Genomic DNA, 17,617 nt, shown 5'->3' on the forward strand with positions numbered 1-17,617 from the left:
GAGACAAATGTTTCACGTGAAACAGTCCCAAAAATTGACCATGCGACACCCCTCCTCACATCTTCTCTTCTACACTTGAAAAGAAAGATTTTTTGCCGGTGACGTATGGAGGATTCAGTGGCTGAGAAGCGTAGGGGATTAGGTAGGGGACTGGGAGCGCTCATTCCCAATGCAGAAATGGGTGAAGAAACTCCGCAGGACGCAAAGAAAACTTCGACTACTAGCGGGCGTTCATCTCAGAGCAAGCAGAAGACTGCTACCGAGAAGCCCTCTGAAGTCGCTAAAAAGTCAGCGCGCACTTCAAAGTCCAGCGTGTCAAAGAAATCCACACAGCAAGCAAATGTTTCACGTGAAACGCTTCCAATTGAGGTTGCCCAGGAAGAGAAGGTCCAGGCTAAAACCACTACGGGTGGCACCAGGAAAAAGCGGGCGGATATGGGAGCAGCCTTACGGAACACCACCGCCGCACGCCGTCCTGCAGATTTCTTCTTCGGGGGAGCTGAAGCCGAGGAAGATAAGCTTCTGCCGGTACCCGGCGCCGAATTTACGGTGCTCAATGTTAAAGATATTCACCCCAACCGTAAGCAGCCGCGCACTGACTTTGACGAGCAGGATATGGAAGAGCTCGTACACTCCATCAAGGAGATTGGTGTTCTACAGCCGATCGTTGTGCGCCCTACCCGTGAGAGCGGCGAGGAAAAATATGAACTGGTGATGGGTGAGCGCCGCTGGCGGGCTACTCAGCGAGCCGGTTTGGATACTATTCCCGCTATTGTGCGCGAAACTCAAGATGTTGATCTGTTGCGCGATGCTCTGCTGGAAAACCTGCACCGTAGTCAGCTTAACCCCATTGAAGAGGCTGCTGCCTACCAGCAGCTCCTCGAAGAATTTGGCACTACCCAGGAGCAGTTGGCACAGAAAATTGGTCGGTCTCGTCCCCAGATTTCGAACACCATTCGTTTGCTGAAACTGCCTGCCCTGGTGCAGCGTCGTGTGGCTGCTGGCGTGCTGTCTTCTGGCCATGCGCGTGCTCTGCTGGGTGTTCGTAGCCAGGCTGAGGTAGAGAAGCTGGCGCAGAAGATCGTGAATGAGGGGCTGTCTGTGCGTGCCGTGGAGGAGCTGGTGGCAGCTTCCGGTGAGACCAATAAGAAGGAGCGGAAGGCTCCCCAGGCGCAGAAGCATCACGAACGCTTGGACTATATTGCCGATGCTTTTGCAGACAAACTAGACACCAACGTCAAGATACAGTTGGGTGCTCGAAAAGGGAAGATGACCATTGAGTTTGCCTCGGTGGAGGACCTCAATCGAATTATCTCGGTGCTTGATCCCGAGATGAAAAAATAGCTCGGTTTCACGTGAAACGGGTGGGTGCCGCAGGTGCGGTTCTCGCCCGTTTTTTGTTTAAGGACGCCGCCGGTTCGGCAGCTCGTGTTGTGAGGCTTCTCGTGCCTCGGAAGTTTGGTTGAAGTCTTCTTGAGTGAGCTAGGTGCCCTGAGAAGGGTCACTGAGGGCTTTAAGGGTAATTTTTCACCTCTTGAGAGCCCCAAAAACCGCTATATGCCTCTCTAAGGGGCTTGTGGCACTCCTGATGATAAATGATCCACAGATGAGCTTGAAAGTCCCTCAGAGAGGCTTCTGTGGGGCCAATTTTTGGACCGCGGAGCTAAAATTTACTTAAATTTCCGGTTTTATGATGCTTCTATCCCCCAACCATGAGTTATAGATCTTGCGTCGGCTGTGAGTTAAAAATTTGTGTGGCGTGAAGAGGCTTTTTAAATAGTAGGCTTATGCCGGTTCGATGTTGTTCGGAGTTCGGCAAATTATCTTGGATAAGACAGGGCTTTAGCTCAACTGTGCGGTAATACTGAAGTAGTTGAAAATGACAGTGTTGAGTGCTCTGTGCTAGTGGAAACGGTTCGTAGGCTGAATCTTATTTAGTAGAGCCTGGTTCACTTGGTAAGTGTAGAAGGGGCTGGCTTTTCACATCGTATTTAAAGATGGGAGTTTCAGACAGGGGCGGCAAGTCTCTTTTCTCAGGGACACATGCATGCAATTCCGTTCATTCCCGGCTGTTTGCGATTCGTGGCCTTTTTGCTACCTCACCGATGTAATCCACTGATCACCTTTATGATGACCGGTGTATAAATTTTATTCTAACCCTAAAGTTAACTTTTCAAATGCCACTTTGGCTTACTCGATTGTTTCTTTAGCTGACTTGTGAAATTTCGTGAATAAACTTCTAAATTTATGATTTTCCTGTAAGTTTTTATTTTCAATAGTGTGGAATTCTTTTCCCTATGTGATCTTTTGTTACCGCCGGGTTTGAATTGAATTTCAGAATATCCAGTGGTATAAATTTGAATCTAATTTTATTTCTAATCTTGGAAAATTTGCATGAGAGATTTATTGAAATAGATAAATAGTTTATTTATAGCAAAAATTCACACCAAAAATTGGTAACCTTCTGAGACTGTCGGTCTAAGGTTTCGTTTGCTGCCTGTAGTGGCATGCCTGCCTTTCTGTCACTATTCGACTCCTGTGGTGATTCAAGACATTCCGTTTTAGGTCTTGGAAAATTTCCGCTTTAACCGCTACGGGAGGGCGTGGAGCCGTCGTTTCACGTGAAACATGTCTGAGCCTATCTGCTCTAATGCAGGGCTGTAACGGGTGCATGACCGTTCTGAAAATCTGATGATTACGATGTGCAATGTTGACTAAGTAAGCGAGTTCAGTCAGCTATTATAGATTTATAAACAACTTATATGCATTGTTAAAATCATATATTGCGCGCTGTGGATCTCACGTGATGAGTGGGGATATAGGGACTGTTTCACGTGAAACACACCCTAAAAGACAGTCTTTAGTGCTGAGCATGAGGTGGTCATGATGGTGCGGGTAGGTTGTGGGTCGGAACGGCCACGTGTATCTACGAGTTGCTTGAAATGAGGGTGAGGAATAAGGAAAAGTAGCGACCTGCGTAGGATTTCTCAAAATTAAGTACATGAGAGGGTATGCGGAGAGTCGTGAACTAAGCAGGGCGACGTCGTCCTTATTTTGAATGGAGGCGAGATTCTGTCGCTTCTACCCCAATCGTAAAAGTCTTATTGACCCTCAGAAATTCTCGTTCTTAAATTTATTTTATATGAACTATGAGGTTTTTTCTAAGGTTATTTAAACCTTTAATTAATATTGTGAATCTGCTTATAAAATATCGCAGCCTTCAATATTCTGGACCTAAACAAGCAGTTCTGCTTATCTCAAGAAACACAGATATTGAAAGAGGTTGATCATGACTACGACCCTTCCCGAGAAGTTTACCGCCGCAGTGGTGGACGAGTTTGCGCAACCGTTGAATGTGCGAGAACTAGACCTTCCCAAACCTGGCCCGCATCAGGTGCTAGTGAAGCTGCTTGCCTCGGGTGTCTGCCACACAGATTTGCATGCTTCAGAAGGAGACTGGCCAGTGAAACCCCAGCCTCCATTTGTTCCCGGCCATGAAGGCGTGGGAGAAGTAGTGGCTCTTGGCGAAGGAGACTTGGCGGGAGTTCAGCTTGGTGACATGCTGGGCAACGCCTGGTTATGGAGTGCCTGCGGTCAGTGTGAATTTTGCCTGACGGGCCGCGAAACTCTCTGCCTGGAATCCCAGTACGGTGGTTACACTCAAAACGGCTCATTTGGCCAATACATGCTGGTGGACGCCCGCTACGCTCCGCGTATTCCCAAGGGTGTTGACCCCGTAGAAATTGCCCCTATTCTGTGTGCGGGCGTGACCGTTTATAAGGCCCTCAAAAATAGCGAAGTGAAGCCCGGCCAGTGGGTTGTTATTTCCGGTATTGGCGGCCTGGGGCATATTGCGGTGCAGTATGCTGTGGCTATGGGAATGCGAGTTGCTGCGGTTGATATTGCAGATGACAAGCTGGAGTTGGCTCGCCGGTTGGGGGCTGAAGTAACCGTGAATATGAAGGATGAGTCAGACCCCATCGCCAAGGTGGTTGAACTGACGGACGGCGGCGCCCACGGCAGTGTTATCACTGCGGTTCATCCCTCGGCTTTTGAACAGGCAATTGGGGTTTCGCGTCGCGGAGGAACCATTGTTTTTGTCGGTTTGCCTCCCCAAGATTTTCCCGCTTCAATTTTCAATATTGTTTTCAATTCCTTGACCATTCGGGGCTCGTTGGTAGGAACCCGGCAGGATATGGCTGAAGCAATAGATTTCTATGTACAGGGCAAGGTAAAGCCCAACGTTGAGGCTGCCCGGCTCGAAGATATTAATAAAGTCTTTGAGCGCATGCATAGGGGTGCTATCGACGGTCGAATTTCAATTGACTATCGCCAATAAATCCTAAGACGAGCGTAAAAATGCGGTGGTTCTGAAATATTTATTTCAGAACCACCGCTATTTCTATAAGCCCTATGGTTGATGCCACTGAGAAACTCATATCCAGCACGGCGGTGATCTTCTGGAGCTTCTGCATGTGGCTTTATCTCATGGTCTTTCTGCTGGGCATGATGGGCGTTGCTTCAACCTCTCTGGGGCGAGCAGATCAACTTCCTCTGGTTGAAAATCTGGGAACTTTCTTCCTTGCTATTGCCGTGTAATCTGGGCAATCGCGATGGCTGGGCTGCTACATCGTTGCCTCGTAATTTCTCAAAATTCTTGGCGAGCCAGAGTAGGCTCAAATTAGCTAGCAAAATCGCAAAGGAGCGAGACATGAGCGAGTCCCAGAACCGCACCTACAAAATTGCCGTAATCGCCGGTGACGGCATTGGTAAAGAAGTAGTTCCCGAAGGTCTCAAAGTTCTACGCAGAGCGCAAGAAAAATTCGGCTTCACCCTGGAGATTGAAGAGTTCGATTTTGCTTCCGCTGAGTACTGGCAAGGCCATGGTCAGATGCTCCCCGACGATTGGTTTGAGCTCCTCAAACCCTTCGACGCAATCTACTTTGGCGCGGTGGGCTGGCCCAGCGTCGTCCCCGATCACGTCTCCCTGTGGGGCTCGCTGCTGCAGTTCCGCCGTAGCTTTGACCAGTACGTGAACCTGCGCCCCGTCAAGCTTATGCCCGGTGTGAAGTCTCCTCTTGCAGATAGAAAACCCGGAGAGGTTGATTTCTGGGTTGTTCGCGAGAATACCGAAGGCGAATACTCTGAAGTCGGCGGCAAAATGTTTGAGGGTACCGACCGTGAGGTAGTCATTCAAGAAACGGTGATGAGCCGCACCGGCGTAGACCGAATTCTCAAGTTCGCTTTCGACCTAGCACAGACCCGCGAGAAGAAGCACTTAACCTCGGCAACCAAATCAAACGGTATTGCAATCACCATGCCCTACTGGGATCAGCGGGTGGAAGAAATGGCGCAGAACTACCCTGAGATTGACGTTGATAAGTTCCACATTGATATTTTGACTGCTAACTTTGTGCTGCATCCTGACTGGTTTGATGTGGTGGTTGCGTCTAATCTCTTCGGCGATATTCTCTCGGATCTTGGCCCGGCCTGCACAGGCACCATTGGTATTGTACCTAGCGCCAACATCAATCCAGAGCGGAATTTCCCCAGCCTGTTTGAGCCCGTGCACGGTTCTGCACCCGATATTGCTGGCCGTGGTATTGCTAACCCGATTGGGCAGATTTGGTGCGGCTCGATGATGCTGGATCATCTGGGGGAGCGCGACGCCGCCGCTGCGGTTCTGGCCGCTATTGAGAGTACTCTTGCTGCAGGCGAGTACCTGACTGGCGACCTGGGCGGCACAGCAACCACCGCGGAGCTGGGAACAGCGATTGCGGAGGCGCTATCGAGGTAGGAGGTGGCTCCCGTGACTGAGTTCCGGGGGGCGCGATGCAAAGATTGAGGACGCCGCCGCTATAGCTGAGGTGCGCGTGGCGGGCTGGCACTATCGCTGGTTTTTGCACGGTGGGAGCTGACCGAGCTGATAAAGACCGGGAGAAATCTATGCGCTCTATGTTTCGCTCCGGGTGGTTGGTCTCGGTGCCGGTTATGCTCTGATGGAGTCAGCACTGGAGGCACTGCGCAGTTTAGGTTTTACTCCAGCAAGACTATGGGCGCTTGCGGGAAATGAGCGTGCCGTGAATTTTTATCGGCGGCAGGGGTGGAATCTAACCGGCATCCAGAAGATTGAAAAGCTGCCTTCAGGAGTTGAGCTGATTGAACTGGAAATGACTAGAGCTCTCTAAAACAACTTCAATAGGGCGATGTTTCACGTGAAACATCGCCCTATGGTCAACTCAAACCAAGAATCTCTTTTGCTTGATCCGACAGGGCTACACGTAGTGGGCGGTCTGAAGTGTGTTTGACGAGCCCCTCATTCTCAAGCTGCTCAACACGTTTTCGGGTAGTCTTCCAGCTTTTATTGATTTCAGAAGCAAGGTCGTTGATTGAGATGCCTGAGGGTTTCCCAAAAAGTTCAACCTGCCCAAGAATCCCGAAGATTTTAAGAAAATCTTCTGAAACCTGAAGGTGGGAATAAGACCAAATTTCTAATCGGCTCTTAAGCGATTGCAGGAGACGTTTTTTATCTGCAAGTTCTTTCAAGAGAGAATCTTGCGCATCAAAAATTAGTTCGAGCATCGCCTGGATAAAGAAGGTCCCCTCACCTCTGTTGAGAGTATTTTCTGCATCCTCGAATGCCTTATAGTATTTTTTCTTCTGCTCATTGATGGTTTTTGAGAGCGTTAGCACCGTGTATCGAGACAGGACTTCGGAGAGGTGTACACTGAGGAGATAGCGACCAAAACGACCGTTACCATCGTAAAAAGGGTGGGTGTACTCAAGCATAAAATGAGCGATCATTGCAGCCATTAACCGGGGAACCTGAGGGTCATCCACGTGCTGCAACATCGTTGCAAGATTACGGTGAATCTGGGTTTCATCAGTTACGCCTTGATGGAGCTGGCGGCCATCGGCATCTTTGATGAAAACAGGATTTTTGCGAAAGAGCGCGCCGTCTAGAGCATCGCTAGAAGAGATTTCTTGACCGAGCAAATCATCGTAGCGTGTGCGAAGCTCCTGGGGTGTAGATGGTGCAGATATATCTCCCGATGAAAAGGCAAGGTATAGCTTTGCCAGCTCTTTGAAACGCTTATTTTCTGTAGGCTCTGCCAGGAGTGCCTCTTCAATTTCTTGCCGGGTGGAACGTACTGCCTCAATCTCGTTGGTTGCGCTGATCTCATCGATGAGCAGATTGAAGAGATAGCTCTGACTTGCTGCTGAAGGCAAATCTAATGTGGCTACATGGATTTTTTGTTCCTGGAGGAGAATCTGTTCCGCAAGGAGCGAGAGGGTGGCAGTGGGCAGATAAAAAAGGTCTTTTGATCCTACTTTGAAATCAAGGGTCAAGGCATACTTGCGCCGCTGAGCTTCCTCAGTGCTTGCTGAGGTCTCATCGTTCATGTGGAAGACAGTTTTTAGTGGCTTGTAGGCAGATGTATTCATCACGACCTCTAGAATCTAAACGGAAAAAATCCCTGTTTTTACCATTTATACCCTTAAACCACCGAGCTAAATGGAAAAAATACCAATTTTTTCCATTTAGCTTGTCAGGTTGATCCTCTAGATGGAAAAAATCCCTGTTTTTACCTTTTAGGTCGAAGGTTACCCCCCCGGCAAACGGTGCGCCCTGCACGGAACTGCAAAAGTGCCCGCAGCCTGAGATAATAAGCAGTATGAGTAACGGAAAAGTCAATGAGGTCAAGAACAAAACTGACCGTCACGCGAATAAGCTGGCTCAGCACCCTGTTATGGTTGCCCTAGCCAAGGTTGGTTTTGTGGTTTCTGGCCTGCTGCATATTATGATCGGCTGGATTGCCTTTAAGGTGGCAACCGGCAGCGGTGGGGGAGAGGCCTCGAATTCGGGTGCGATGGCGCAAATTGCCCAGAATCCCGGTGGCCAGATTCTACTGTGGGTGATGACCATCGGCCTGGCGGCGCTGGGCCTGTGGCGTCTGCTGACTATCGTGGTGGCCAACGAAACCAAAGATAAGCTCAAGGGCGCCGCCCTGGGCGTAGTGTTCTTGGGCCTGGCGTTCTCCGCCTCTAAGTTCGCTATGGGTGGTTCCAGCTCCGACAGCCAGAAGACCAGCTCTGTCACCTCTAGCGTGCTGGAAATGCCCGGCGGCAAAATCATCATTGCACTTGCAGGCCTGGTGGTAATCGGCGTGGGCATCTACGGCATTTACAAGGGCGCTACCCGTAAGTTCAAGGAAGACCTTGAAGCCGGCGCCAGCGGCGGCAACGTAGGTTCAGCAATTGTTATTGCAGGAACCGTGGGCTACATTGCCCGCGGTATCGCTTTCCTGGTGCTCGGTGGCCTGATTATCTGGGCAGGATTCACCAGCGACCCAGGCAAAGCCGGCGGCATGGATTCAGCCCTGCGCACCATCGGCTCCCAGCCTTTCGGTGCGATTCTGCTAATTCTGACAGCTCTGGGCTTTGTTCTCTACGGCATCTACTCCATCGCCCGCGCAAAGTACACCAACGAGGTCTAGTACTTAAAATATCAAAGGACGCCGCCCACCCAGCCACCTGCCGTGAGGCAGGGGAGCCGGGCGGGCGGCGTCCTTATCTAAACCCTAAAAGGCCTTAGCCCTCCAGGTACTTGGAGAATTCCTTGACCAGGGCGGCCTTGGGCTTGGCGCCTACGGACTGGTGGTCTACCTCGCCGTCCTTGAACACGTAGATAGCGGGAATGGAGGTGATGCCGTACTTCATGGCGGTGGCGGGGTTGTTCTCAACGTCGAGCTTGAGAACCTTCACCTTGTCTGCGTACTCCTCGCCAATCTGGTCAACCACGGGGCCCACCATGCGACAGGGGCCGCACCACTCTGCCCAGAAGTCCACGATCACGGGCTTGTCGGAGCGCAGAACCTCGTCTGCAAAGGTTGAGTCGGTTACCTGATCTGCCATAGTAAAAATCCTTTCGGGGTAAAAACTTAGAGAGTTTCGAGATAGTGCTGGGCATCGAGCGCTGCAACGCAACCCGAGCCCGCGGCGGTAATGGCCTGGCGGTAGGTGGGGTCAATGACGTCGCCGGCAGCGAAGACGCCGGGAATGGAGGTCTTGGAGGTGCGACCGTCTACGGCGATGGTGCCGTCTGCGGTCAAATCCAGCTTGCCCTGAACCAGGGAGGTGCGGGGGTCGGAGCCAATAGCCACAAAAACGCCCTCGACAGCCAGCTCGGACTCTTCGCCGGTCTTGGTATTGGTCAGGGTTACCGAGGTGACCTTATCGCCGCCATTGATGGTCTTGACGGTGGAATCCCAAACCACCTCGATCTTCTCGTGCTCAAAGACCCGCTGCTGCATAATGTCTGAGCCGCGCAGGGAGTCTCGGCGGTGCACCAGGTAGACCTTGGAGGCATGGTTGGTCAGGTAGAGGGCCTCTTCCAGGGCGGAGTCGCCGCCGCCAACCACAGCCAGCGCTTTCTCCTTGAAGAAGAAACCGTCGCAGGTGGCACACCAGGAGACACCGTGGCCTGAGAGCCGCTGCTCGCCGTCCACGCCCAGCTTGCGGTACTCGGAGCCGGTAGAGATAATCACGGTCTTGGCCAGGTAAGTGGAGCCATCGGCCAGAATAACCTTCTTCACCTCGCCGTCGAGCTCCAGCGCCTCGACGTCCTCATAGCGCACATCGGCACCAAAACGCTCCGCCTGCGCGTCAATGGTGGTCATCAGCTCGGGGCCCTGAATACCCTCCACAAAACCGGGAAAGTTCTCTACCTCGGTGGTGGTCATCAGATCGCCGCCGGGAGAAATCGAGGAGGCAAAGAGAATGGGCTTGAGGTTGGCGCGGGCAGTGTAAATTGCCGCGGTATAGCCTGCGGGGCCGGAGCCCACGATAATCACGTCATGAACGGTTTCATCATGGGTTGCCTCAGCTGCGGGGGCATCACCCAGGTTCAGGTTAATGCCGGTTCCGCCGCCAAAAACGCCACCGAGATTGGTAGTCAAAGCGTAGCCTTTCCTTATAAAACAGAACTTATCTGCCGAACATAACCGGAGACCGGTTGGCTTTATTCCGGCCAGTCTCCGCCTCATACACTAGTTGCTTGCGCTGACCTCATTGATGCGCAAACCAAAGTTATAACCCGCAATGGGCTGGGAGAGGCTGGGGGCTTCGGTGAATTCAACAATCACGTACTGGGCACCCTCGCCCTGCTTCTCTTGATCGAGCTCCACCTTAGTCTCCTCGCCGGTGAAAGAACCGGAGCCAACCTCGGTCGCACCGTCCAGTGAGGCAGAATCATTGGTAAAGACCGTAAAGGCACCGCCGGAACCCGAAGTCTGGTTGATGGTCAGCTCGGAGACAGTGGTCTTTTCTTCCAGCTCATAGGCAAGACCCACGGTTTCAGCGGCGCCGCCGAAATTAGAGGTGGCGAAACCGTAGCTCATCCAGGCGGTGGAATCGTTGCCGTCGGTCATCTGGCCCAGGGTGCGATCCTGATCCGCCATGAAGCCCTGGTTCGAGGGAACCAGCCGGGTCACCGTGCCAAACTTAGGCTCGGGCTTCTCCTCTTCGGTGGGGGAGGGAGAGGCGCTGGGTGATTCCGAGGGGCTCTGCGAGGGGCTGGCGGAGCTGGAGGCTCCCCCCAGGTTCGCTGCCTCTTCCTGAGAGGCATCACGGTCAACCATGCCACCCAGGTTGGCAAAGACCGCGGCAACACCGGCGGCCAGCAGCAGAATCGCAGCCAGCGCTACAATCCACACGCTACCGCGGCGCTCGTCGTCGTCCTCATCATCAAAATCGCGCTCTTCGGGGTAGTCCTCGTACTCACTGTAGTCTGCAAAGTCCTGGTCCTCAGCGGCGGGGGCGGCATCTGCCGCCCGGGTGGCCGAGATGGGCGACGCCGCCGCAGCACCGGCTGCCCCAGCGGTGTAGGAGCCACGGGAGGGCGCTTCATCGCCAAAAATCTCCTGGCCCAGAGCCTCCTGGGTTTCAGAAGTTGCAGCCAGCATGCTGGAATCAACCAGCAGGTTATCTACCAGCGGCTCGGGGCGGGAGTGGGAAGTCACCAGGTAGGTGAGACCGTTTGCATTGCCCAAATCCAGCACCTGAATGGTCGAACGCGCATTGGTCGCCATGGTACGGGCGTTTTTAATAAGACGGTCGTGGTGCTCGGGTGCTGCCACCACAATAGAGACCTTGCGGTTAAGCACCTGATCCTTACCCTCAAGAATGGAGTCACCCTCGGGGGTTTCATGGGTGGTTCCGGTGACCTTGTAGCGTTCGCCCAGAACAGTGTTGAGGGGGATAGAGTGCGATGGTTTCTGCGACAAGGGAGCCTCCGGGGCGTGATATCGAGTCTTGGAGTCTTAGAAAAGATATTACTGTACGGCACAGGGGTTTACAGCGCTCGTCAGACGGTGGATGGAAAGTGACCTTAGATTTTTAGGAAGGGCAGTTTACGGCGCAGGGGGTCCAGCAAAATATCGATCTCCTGAACCCGGAAGAGCTGCAGAAAGAAGAGGTAGGCAATGCCCATCACAACACCGCCCACCACAATGGTAATCAGCGCGTTGATAATGCTGCCCCAGGCAAAGCCGGCGAGGGTGTAGCCTCCCAGCATCCACAGCACCAGGGCACCCACCAGGCCAGCGCAGAAGGAGGCCAGGGCAACGCGGGCGTGGGTGGAGACGATGTTGGCAACGTCGTAGTCGCCGAAGCGGCGCTTGAGCACAAAGTGGTTGAGCACCACGGCAATGATGTTCTGTAGGGCGTAGGTGGCAGAGAGACCAAAAACGATGTAGCCGGGGTCGAGGCGAGACGAAGCGAAGCCCAGAATCACCACGAAAATCGCAGAGGCTAGCTGAATAAAGAAGGGGGTCTTGGCGTCTTCCTGGGCGTAGAGCACGCGGCCCATCATAAAGGCGATGGTCAGAAAGGGCCCACCCAGGGCCATAATCGCAACGGTCTGGCCAATCATGGCGGCTGAGATCTGGTTGCCGTTGCCGAAGAGCATGCCCACCGGGCCGGCAAAGACCACTAGCGCCACCGCGAGAAAGACCGTGGCTAAAGACGAGACGCGCAGACCCGACGAAAGGGCTGCCACCACGTTGGCGTCGTCGGAGTCTTGGCTGGCCGCCGACATCTTGTTGAAGAGGTAGGTGGCAATGGAAAGACCGATGACGCCGTGGGGCAGCGAGTAGAGCATGGAGGAGTAGTTCAGCGACTGGATGCCGGGAACCACCGTGCCGTCGGTGCTGATGATGTTGGACGCCGTTTTGGTGAGGTAGAAGAAGGCGAGGTTGGAGATAATGCCGGTGGCCAGGGTCCAGCCCGCCAGCTTGGCCGAGGCCCCCAGACCAATGCCGCGCCAGCCGAACTTGGGGCGGAGCTTGAGGCCCAGGCGCTTGAGTGGAAACAGCAGAATCAAAGCCTGAATCGCCACGCCCAGGGTGGCGGAGCCCGCCAGTACCAGGGTCTGGGCGCTGGTCCAGGTAGAGACATCATGGAGGGGCGGGGTGGTGTTGGTCTGCCGGCCAAAGAGCACAATAAAGAGAATCAGCGCGGCAATAGCCACCACGTTGTTGATTACCGGCGACCACATGTACCAGCCAAAGGCACCGCGGGCATTGAGTACCTGGCCAATAATCGTGTAGAAACCGTAGAAGAAAATCTGCGGCAGGCACCAGAGGGCAAACACCAGGCCCAGGGCACGTTGCTCGTTGGTCCACTGCTGGCCCATCACCGAGATAATGGGCCAGGAGCAGGCAAGAACCACCACGGTTACAGCGGCAATACCGGTGGTCGCAAGGGTGACCAGGCGCGAGATAAAGTCGGAGCCGCCGTCATCGTGCTTAGCCGCCTTGATAATCTGCGGCACCAGCACAGCGTTGAAAATACCGCCCGCCACCAAAACATAAATCAGGTTGGGTAGGGTGTTGGCGGTCTCGAAAATGGTACCCATTGCTGTACCCGTACCGATAGCCCAGGTAATCAGAATGGTTTTTACGAAACCCAAGATGCGGGAAAGCATGGTTCCCGAGGCCATAATGGCACTGGATACAGCACCCGTGCGGGGCGCCTTAGCTGTTTGAGTCATGGGTGAGCTCGAATCCCCTAAGAAAGCTGGTGAATAATATACTCGCGCGCAATCTCAGAGATGCGCCGTTCGTTGGGGAACGACAGCTTGCGCCCCAAATCGTCAATATTGACCCAGGCTACATCCACAGCCTCGTGATCAGGGTCTTTCTCTGTGGTGAGATAGCCACCGGTTGCTGCCAGCAGGTAGTGGTGCACGGTCTTGTGCACGCGGTGACCGGCAACGGTAAACCAGTAGTCAATACTGCCCAAAGAGGCGAGAACGTTACCGGCAATACCGGTTTCTTCTTCAATTTCGCGGGCTGCTGCCTGCACGTTGTCTTCGTCGCCCTCGGGGTGGCCCTTGGGCAGGCACCATTCAAGGCGGCCGCCGCGATTGACCCGGGCAATAATGGCAACGGGCAGATTGGGGTTGTCAAAGTCAACAATCACCCCGCCCGCGGAGACTTCTTCTACCGTGGACATCATGGAAACGGGCGTGAAAGCCCGTTTCTTGGGAGCCCTGGGTACTGGAAAAGTCATACTCCTACCTTAACCGATACTTGGGTGTAAGTCTTATTAATGCCCGGGATGCACCGCTAACGGTGATTTATCTGGCACGATTGTAGAACTATGGCGAACCTTTTTGATTCCTCTGCAATTGACCCCACTGCCCTGGCTCTGGGTGAGCTTTTTGACGCCGCTGGCTTTGAGCTTTCGCTGGTGGGAGGGCCCGTGCGAGATCTTTTCTTGGGGGCCCCTGCAAAGGATCTGGATTTCACCACCAATGCCACTCCCGATGAAACCTTGCAGGTGGTGGCTGACTGGGCTGATGCCACCTGGGAGATCGGTAAGGAATACGGCACCATTGGCATTCGCAAGGGTAACGATTTGTTGGAAGTTACCACCTATCGGGCTGAAGCCTATGATCCCGATTCGCGTAAGCCCACCGTGGCTTTTGGTACCAAGCTAGAGGACGACCTCTTCCGCCGTGATTTCACCATTAACTCTATGGCGCTGCGCCTGCCTTCTTTGGAGCTGGTTGACCCCTTCGGCGGTGCGCGCGATTTGAAGGCCGGTGTTATCGCCACTCCGGGTAAGCCCGAAGACTCTTTCTCTGATGACCCCCTGCGGATGATGCGCGCTGCTCGCTTTGCCGCGCGTCTTGATATTGATGTGGCCCCCGAGGTGTTCACCGCCATGAAGAACATGGCGTCTCGGATTGAGATTATCTCTGCCGAGCGGGTGCGTGATGAGCTGGAAAAGCTGATCTGCGCTCCGGCGCCGGTGCGCGGTATTGAGCTACTGGTAGATTCTGGTCTGGCTGACTATGTTCTGCCCGAGATTCCGGCGCTGAAGCTGGAGGTCGATGAGCATCACCACCACAAGGATGTCTTTCAGCACTCGCTGAAGGTTCTTGAGCAGGCGGCTGCCCAGGAGACCGATGAGGACGGCGCCGTGCCCGGCCCCGACTTCGTACTGCGGTTTGCCGCGCTGATGCACGATATTGGCAAGCCTGCCACTCGCAAGTTTGAGCCCAACGGGTCGGTGAGCTTTCTGCACCACGATGTGGTCGGGGCTAAACTGACCAAGAAGCGCATGCGGGCCCTGCGCTTTGATAATGACACCATCAAGGCGGTTGCGCGCCTGGTGGAGCTGCACATGCGTTTCTACGGTTACGGCGATGCAGGCTGGACTGATTCTGCGGTGCGCCGTTATGTTCGGGACGCCGGCGACCTGCTGGAGCGCCTGCATCGGCTCACACGTGCCGATGTAACCACCCGGAATAAGCGCAAGGCTAACCGGATTGCCCACGCCTATGACGACCTTGAGCGCCGGATTGTTGAGCTGGCTGAGCAGGAGGAACTCGACGCCATGCGCCCCGACCTCGACGGCCAGCAGATTATGGCCATCTTAGGGATTTCACCTGGGCCTATGGTTGGCAAGGCATATAAGTTCTTGTTGGATATGCGCCTGGATGAGGGCGCTCTGGGGGAGGAAGAGGCAACCCGCCGCTTGAAGGAATGGGCGAAGGAGAACCTCTAGGCACTTTAGCGGGGACAAAATCGAGAAACTAGTTCTTTCCGGTTGATTATTTGCATATTAAATGCGTATTTTAGGAGTGGGGATTTTCCCTTATCACCACTCATTCTTCACACCGGAGAGACAGTCCCATGTCTAAAAAACCATCTTTGGCTTCACGGCTTAAAACAGAACGCCGGGTTGATGCGGTTTCTGCCTACGCAGGGCGGGGCTGGGTTCAGGGCCTAGCCATTGTCTTGCTCTTGAGTTTTACCATCATGGCAATCCTTGCCATGCGCACCTACTCCCTCTCGATGCCCCTTCCCGAGAAAATCGTGGATGAGCGGGGCAACACCATTGCTACCTCCGAGCAGATTACCCACGGCCAGGAAATTTTCCAGAGCCGAGGTTTGCAGGAATACGGTTCAGCGCTGGGCCACGGTGGCTACCTTGGCCCCGACTTCACCGCTGAATACCTGCACCTGACCACCGAGCACGCGATTGAAGAATATCGCGCTGCCGGCATACAAGAGCCCCAGCAGGCTGTTGAAAACGAATGGCGGGAAAACCGCTATAGCGAAGACACCAAGACCCTGGTCTGGACTGACCAGCAGGTCAAAGAATTCCAGCGGATGGTGGAACACTACAACACCTACCTGCGCGAGGAATCCGGGGAGAACGGCATGTTCCCCGATGCCCTGAAAACAGACCAGGAAATCTACGACACCACCGCCTTTTTCGGGTGGACGGCCTGGGCATCTGCTGCTGAACGACCCGACCAAAACTACTCCTACACCAACAACTGGCCCGGTGAAGAGAACGTGGGCAATAAGCCCACCGCTGAGCTGATGGTCTGGTCGGTTCTCTCGCTGATTGCCCTGATTGGTGGTATCGGCATTATCTTCCTCATCTATGGCCGTTGGTCTCGTACCATCGGCTGGCACGGCGAAGAGGCACCGGTTCTGGACTTCCGCCAGCCCGACTCCGTGCGGCTGACCCCCTCCCAGAAGATGGCGGGCCTCTTCTTCATCACCATCACCGTGCTCTTCTTCATTCAGATGATGCTGGGTGCCCTCACCGAGCACTACCGGGTGGAGCCCAATAGTTTCTACGGTCTGGACTGGATTGCCGACCTGCTGCCCTACACCGTCTCCCGTACCTGGCATCTCCAGCTCTCCCTGCTCTGGACCGCCGGTTCCTTCCTGGCAGGCGGCATCTTCATTGCCCCGCTGATTACCAAGAAAGAACCCAAGAAGCAGGGCCTGCTCACCGTTATTCTCTTTATTGCGGTAGTCGTGGTGGTTCTGGGCTCCATGCTCTTTGAGTGGCTCTCCCAGAAGGGAATCATGCCCGCGGGCTCCCTCTTCTCCCAGCAGTGGGAGTTCCTGGACCTGCCCCGCATCTTCCAGGTGGCGCTCACCGCCGGAATGTTCCTCTGGATTATCATCGTCTACCGCACCATGAGCCAGACCATCAAGGGCCAGCGTAAAGACACCATGCCCTGGCTCTTCCTCTTCTCCGGTCTTGCCATTCCCATGTTCTACGCCGTGGGCCACATGGCAAGCTCCGATACCCACATTTCGGTGGCCGAGTTCTGGCGCTTCTGGGTGGTTCACCTCTGGGTTGAGGACTTCCTCGAACTCTTCACCACCGTGATGGTCGCCTACATGTTCGTGCTGCTGGGCGTCGTCCGCGAGCGAATCGCTATCGCGATTATCATGATGGACGCCATCCTCTACTCCTTCGGCGGCGTCATCGGCACCCTGCACCACCTCTACTTCTCGGGAACCCCTGCAGAACAGATGGCCTTCGGCGCTTTCTTCTCGGCTATTGAGGTGGTACCGCTGACCTTCCTTACCGTTGAGGCCTGGGGCTTTATGCAGCTGGGCGCCCGCCAGTACACCAACAAAACCAAGCCCTTCCCCCACCGCTGGGCAGTGATGCTACTGGTCTCGGTGGGCTTCTGGAACTTCCTGGGCGCCGGCGTCATGGGCTTCTTGATTAACCTGCCCATCGTCTCCTACTTCGAAATCGGAACCGCCCTGACCGCCAACCACGCCCACGGCGCCATGATGGGCGTCTATGGCTTCTTGGCGCTCGCCTTCGCCGTCTTCGGTCTGCGGTATATCATTCCCGAGAACCGCTGGCCTGATAAAGGGCTGCGCTATTCCTTCTGGGCACTGAATATCGGCCTGATTTGGATGGTCTTTATTTCGCTTCTGCCCATGGGTGTCTCGCAGCTCTACGAGTCGGTCAACACCGGCTACTACGAGGCCCGCACCTTCGACTTCATCAACAATCCCACCAACTCGCTGATTGAGTGGCTGCGCATGCCCGGCGACATTATCTTTATCACCGGAGTGTTTCCGCTTCTTCTCATGAGTTTCCGGGCGGTTCAGGCTTTCTTCTCTAAGAACGCCAAGCCCACCACCCTACAGCTACAGGATCCCCCGCTCTATGAGGTGATGACCGAGGAGCGCCTGGAAGAGTTGGCCGCCGCAGAACGCGCCGAGAAGCTACCCGAGCAGCTCAGCCCCTACCGCAGCGACCGCCGGAAGGAATAGCC

General features: G+C 54.4%; 14 protein-coding genes. 8 read left to right on the forward strand and 6 right to left on the reverse strand.

The window, feature by feature from the left end; translation table 11 throughout:
* The first annotated feature begins 117 nt into the window (after positions 1 to 117).
* From IEV00_RS10505 to IEV00_RS11275, 5 genes are all read left to right on the forward strand, one after another.
* The gene (locus IEV00_RS10505; RefSeq protein ID WP_188360311.1) at positions 118 to 1,344 is read left to right on the forward strand and encodes a ParB/RepB/Spo0J family partition protein; all 1,227 of its coding nucleotides are present in this window, start codon (positions 118 to 120) and stop codon (positions 1,342 to 1,344) included.
* A gap of 1,945 nt (positions 1,345 to 3,289) precedes the next feature.
* Positions 3,290 to 4,339 carry an alcohol dehydrogenase AdhP gene (adhP, locus tag IEV00_RS10510; protein ID WP_188360312.1) on the forward strand — a complete coding sequence of 350 codons (1,050 nt, stop codon included), beginning with the start codon at positions 3,290 to 3,292 and terminating at the stop codon, positions 4,337 to 4,339.
* A gap of 74 nt (positions 4,340 to 4,413) precedes the next feature.
* Complete coding sequence (locus tag IEV00_RS10515) at positions 4,414 to 4,599, forward strand: hypothetical protein (RefSeq protein WP_188360313.1); 186 nt, start codon at positions 4,414 to 4,416, stop codon at positions 4,597 to 4,599.
* Positions 4,600 to 4,711: 112 nt separating this feature from the next.
* Complete coding sequence (locus IEV00_RS10520) at positions 4,712 to 5,797, forward strand: tartrate dehydrogenase (protein ID WP_188360314.1); 1,086 nt, start codon at positions 4,712 to 4,714, stop codon at positions 5,795 to 5,797.
* 145 nt (positions 5,798 to 5,942) lie between these two features.
* On the forward strand, positions 5,943 to 6,188 hold the full coding sequence (locus IEV00_RS11275; RefSeq protein WP_373868244.1) for a GNAT family N-acetyltransferase: 246 nt from the start codon (positions 5,943 to 5,945) through the stop codon (positions 6,186 to 6,188).
* A 46-nt stretch (positions 6,189 to 6,234) separates the two neighbouring features.
* Here the strand turns inward: IEV00_RS11275 and IEV00_RS10530 are convergent, their stop codons facing one another.
* Positions 6,235 to 7,404 (reverse strand): Fic family protein, encoded by a 1,170-nt coding sequence (locus tag IEV00_RS10530; RefSeq protein ID WP_188360316.1) that lies wholly within the window; start codon positions 7,402 to 7,404, stop codon positions 6,235 to 6,237.
* Between the two features lie 272 nt (positions 7,405 to 7,676).
* On the opposite strand from IEV00_RS10530, the gene IEV00_RS10535 reads away from it, so the two are divergent.
* Entirely contained in the window at positions 7,677 to 8,498 is an 822-nt protein-coding gene (locus tag IEV00_RS10535; RefSeq protein ID WP_188360317.1) for a DUF1206 domain-containing protein, read from the forward strand.
* A gap of 94 nt (positions 8,499 to 8,592) precedes the next feature.
* Here IEV00_RS10535 and trxA read toward each other — a convergent pair whose 3' ends face one another.
* From trxA to IEV00_RS10560, 5 genes are all read right to left on the reverse strand, one after another.
* Complete coding sequence (trxA, locus tag IEV00_RS10540; RefSeq protein WP_188360318.1) at positions 8,593 to 8,916, reverse strand: thioredoxin; 324 nt, start codon at positions 8,914 to 8,916, stop codon at positions 8,593 to 8,595.
* Between the two features lie 26 nt (positions 8,917 to 8,942).
* Positions 8,943 to 9,959: a thioredoxin-disulfide reductase gene (gene trxB, locus IEV00_RS10545; protein ID WP_229723198.1), complete on the reverse strand. Its 1,017-nt coding sequence runs from the start codon at positions 9,957 to 9,959 to the stop codon at positions 8,943 to 8,945.
* A 90-nt stretch (positions 9,960 to 10,049) separates the two neighbouring features.
* Positions 10,050 to 11,285 (reverse strand): serine/threonine protein kinase, encoded by a 1,236-nt coding sequence (locus tag IEV00_RS10550; protein WP_188360320.1) that lies wholly within the window; start codon positions 11,283 to 11,285, stop codon positions 10,050 to 10,052.
* 104 nt (positions 11,286 to 11,389) lie between these two features.
* Entirely contained in the window at positions 11,390 to 13,051 is a 1,662-nt protein-coding gene (gene murJ / locus IEV00_RS10555) for a murein biosynthesis integral membrane protein MurJ (protein WP_229723199.1), read from the reverse strand.
* A 17-nt stretch (positions 13,052 to 13,068) separates the two neighbouring features.
* Positions 13,069 to 13,572 carry an NUDIX hydrolase gene (locus IEV00_RS10560; protein ID WP_188360321.1) on the reverse strand — a complete coding sequence of 168 codons (504 nt, stop codon included), beginning with the start codon at positions 13,570 to 13,572 and terminating at the stop codon, positions 13,069 to 13,071.
* 90 nt (positions 13,573 to 13,662) lie between these two features.
* Between IEV00_RS10560 and IEV00_RS10565 the strand changes: the two genes are divergently transcribed.
* Both IEV00_RS10565 and IEV00_RS10570 read left to right on the forward strand, forming a co-directional pair.
* Positions 13,663 to 15,075: a CCA tRNA nucleotidyltransferase gene (locus IEV00_RS10565; protein ID WP_188360322.1), complete on the forward strand. Its 1,413-nt coding sequence runs from the start codon at positions 13,663 to 13,665 to the stop codon at positions 15,073 to 15,075.
* 128 nt (positions 15,076 to 15,203) lie between these two features.
* Positions 15,204 to 17,615, forward strand: a complete 2,412-nt coding sequence (locus tag IEV00_RS10570) for a nitric-oxide reductase large subunit (protein ID WP_188360323.1) — start codon at positions 15,204 to 15,206, stop codon at positions 17,613 to 17,615.
* The last annotated feature ends 2 nt before the right edge of the window (positions 17,616 to 17,617 follow it).

This window comes from Rothia aerolata (genome assembly GCF_014635585.1).
GTDB classification, from domain to species: domain Bacteria; phylum Actinomycetota; class Actinomycetes; order Actinomycetales; family Micrococcaceae; genus Rothia; species Rothia aerolata.

Coding starts and splice junctions, on each gene's coding strand:
- IEV00_RS10535 (WP_188360317.1), top strand. CDS start 7,677: ATGAGTAACGGAAAAGTCAATGAGGTCAAGAACAAAACTGACCGTCAC.
- murJ (WP_229723199.1), bottom strand. CDS start 13,051: ATGACTCAAACAGCTAAGGCGCCCCGCACGGGTGCTGTATCCAGTGCC.
- adhP (WP_188360312.1), top strand. CDS start 3,290: ATGACTACGACCCTTCCCGAGAAGTTTACCGCCGCAGTGGTGGACGAG.
- trxA (WP_188360318.1), bottom strand. CDS start 8,916: ATGGCAGATCAGGTAACCGACTCAACCTTTGCAGACGAGGTTCTGCGC.
- IEV00_RS10570 (WP_188360323.1), top strand. CDS start 15,204: ATGTCTAAAAAACCATCTTTGGCTTCACGGCTTAAAACAGAACGCCGG.
- IEV00_RS10520 (WP_188360314.1), top strand. CDS start 4,712: ATGAGCGAGTCCCAGAACCGCACCTACAAAATTGCCGTAATCGCCGGT.
- IEV00_RS10530 (WP_188360316.1), bottom strand. CDS start 7,404: ATGAACGATGAGACCTCAGCAAGCACTGAGGAAGCTCAGCGGCGCAAG.
- IEV00_RS10565 (WP_188360322.1), top strand. CDS start 13,663: ATGGCGAACCTTTTTGATTCCTCTGCAATTGACCCCACTGCCCTGGCT.
- IEV00_RS10560 (WP_188360321.1), bottom strand. CDS start 13,572: ATGACTTTTCCAGTACCCAGGGCTCCCAAGAAACGGGCTTTCACGCCC.
- IEV00_RS10515 (WP_188360313.1), top strand. CDS start 4,414: ATGGTTGATGCCACTGAGAAACTCATATCCAGCACGGCGGTGATCTTC.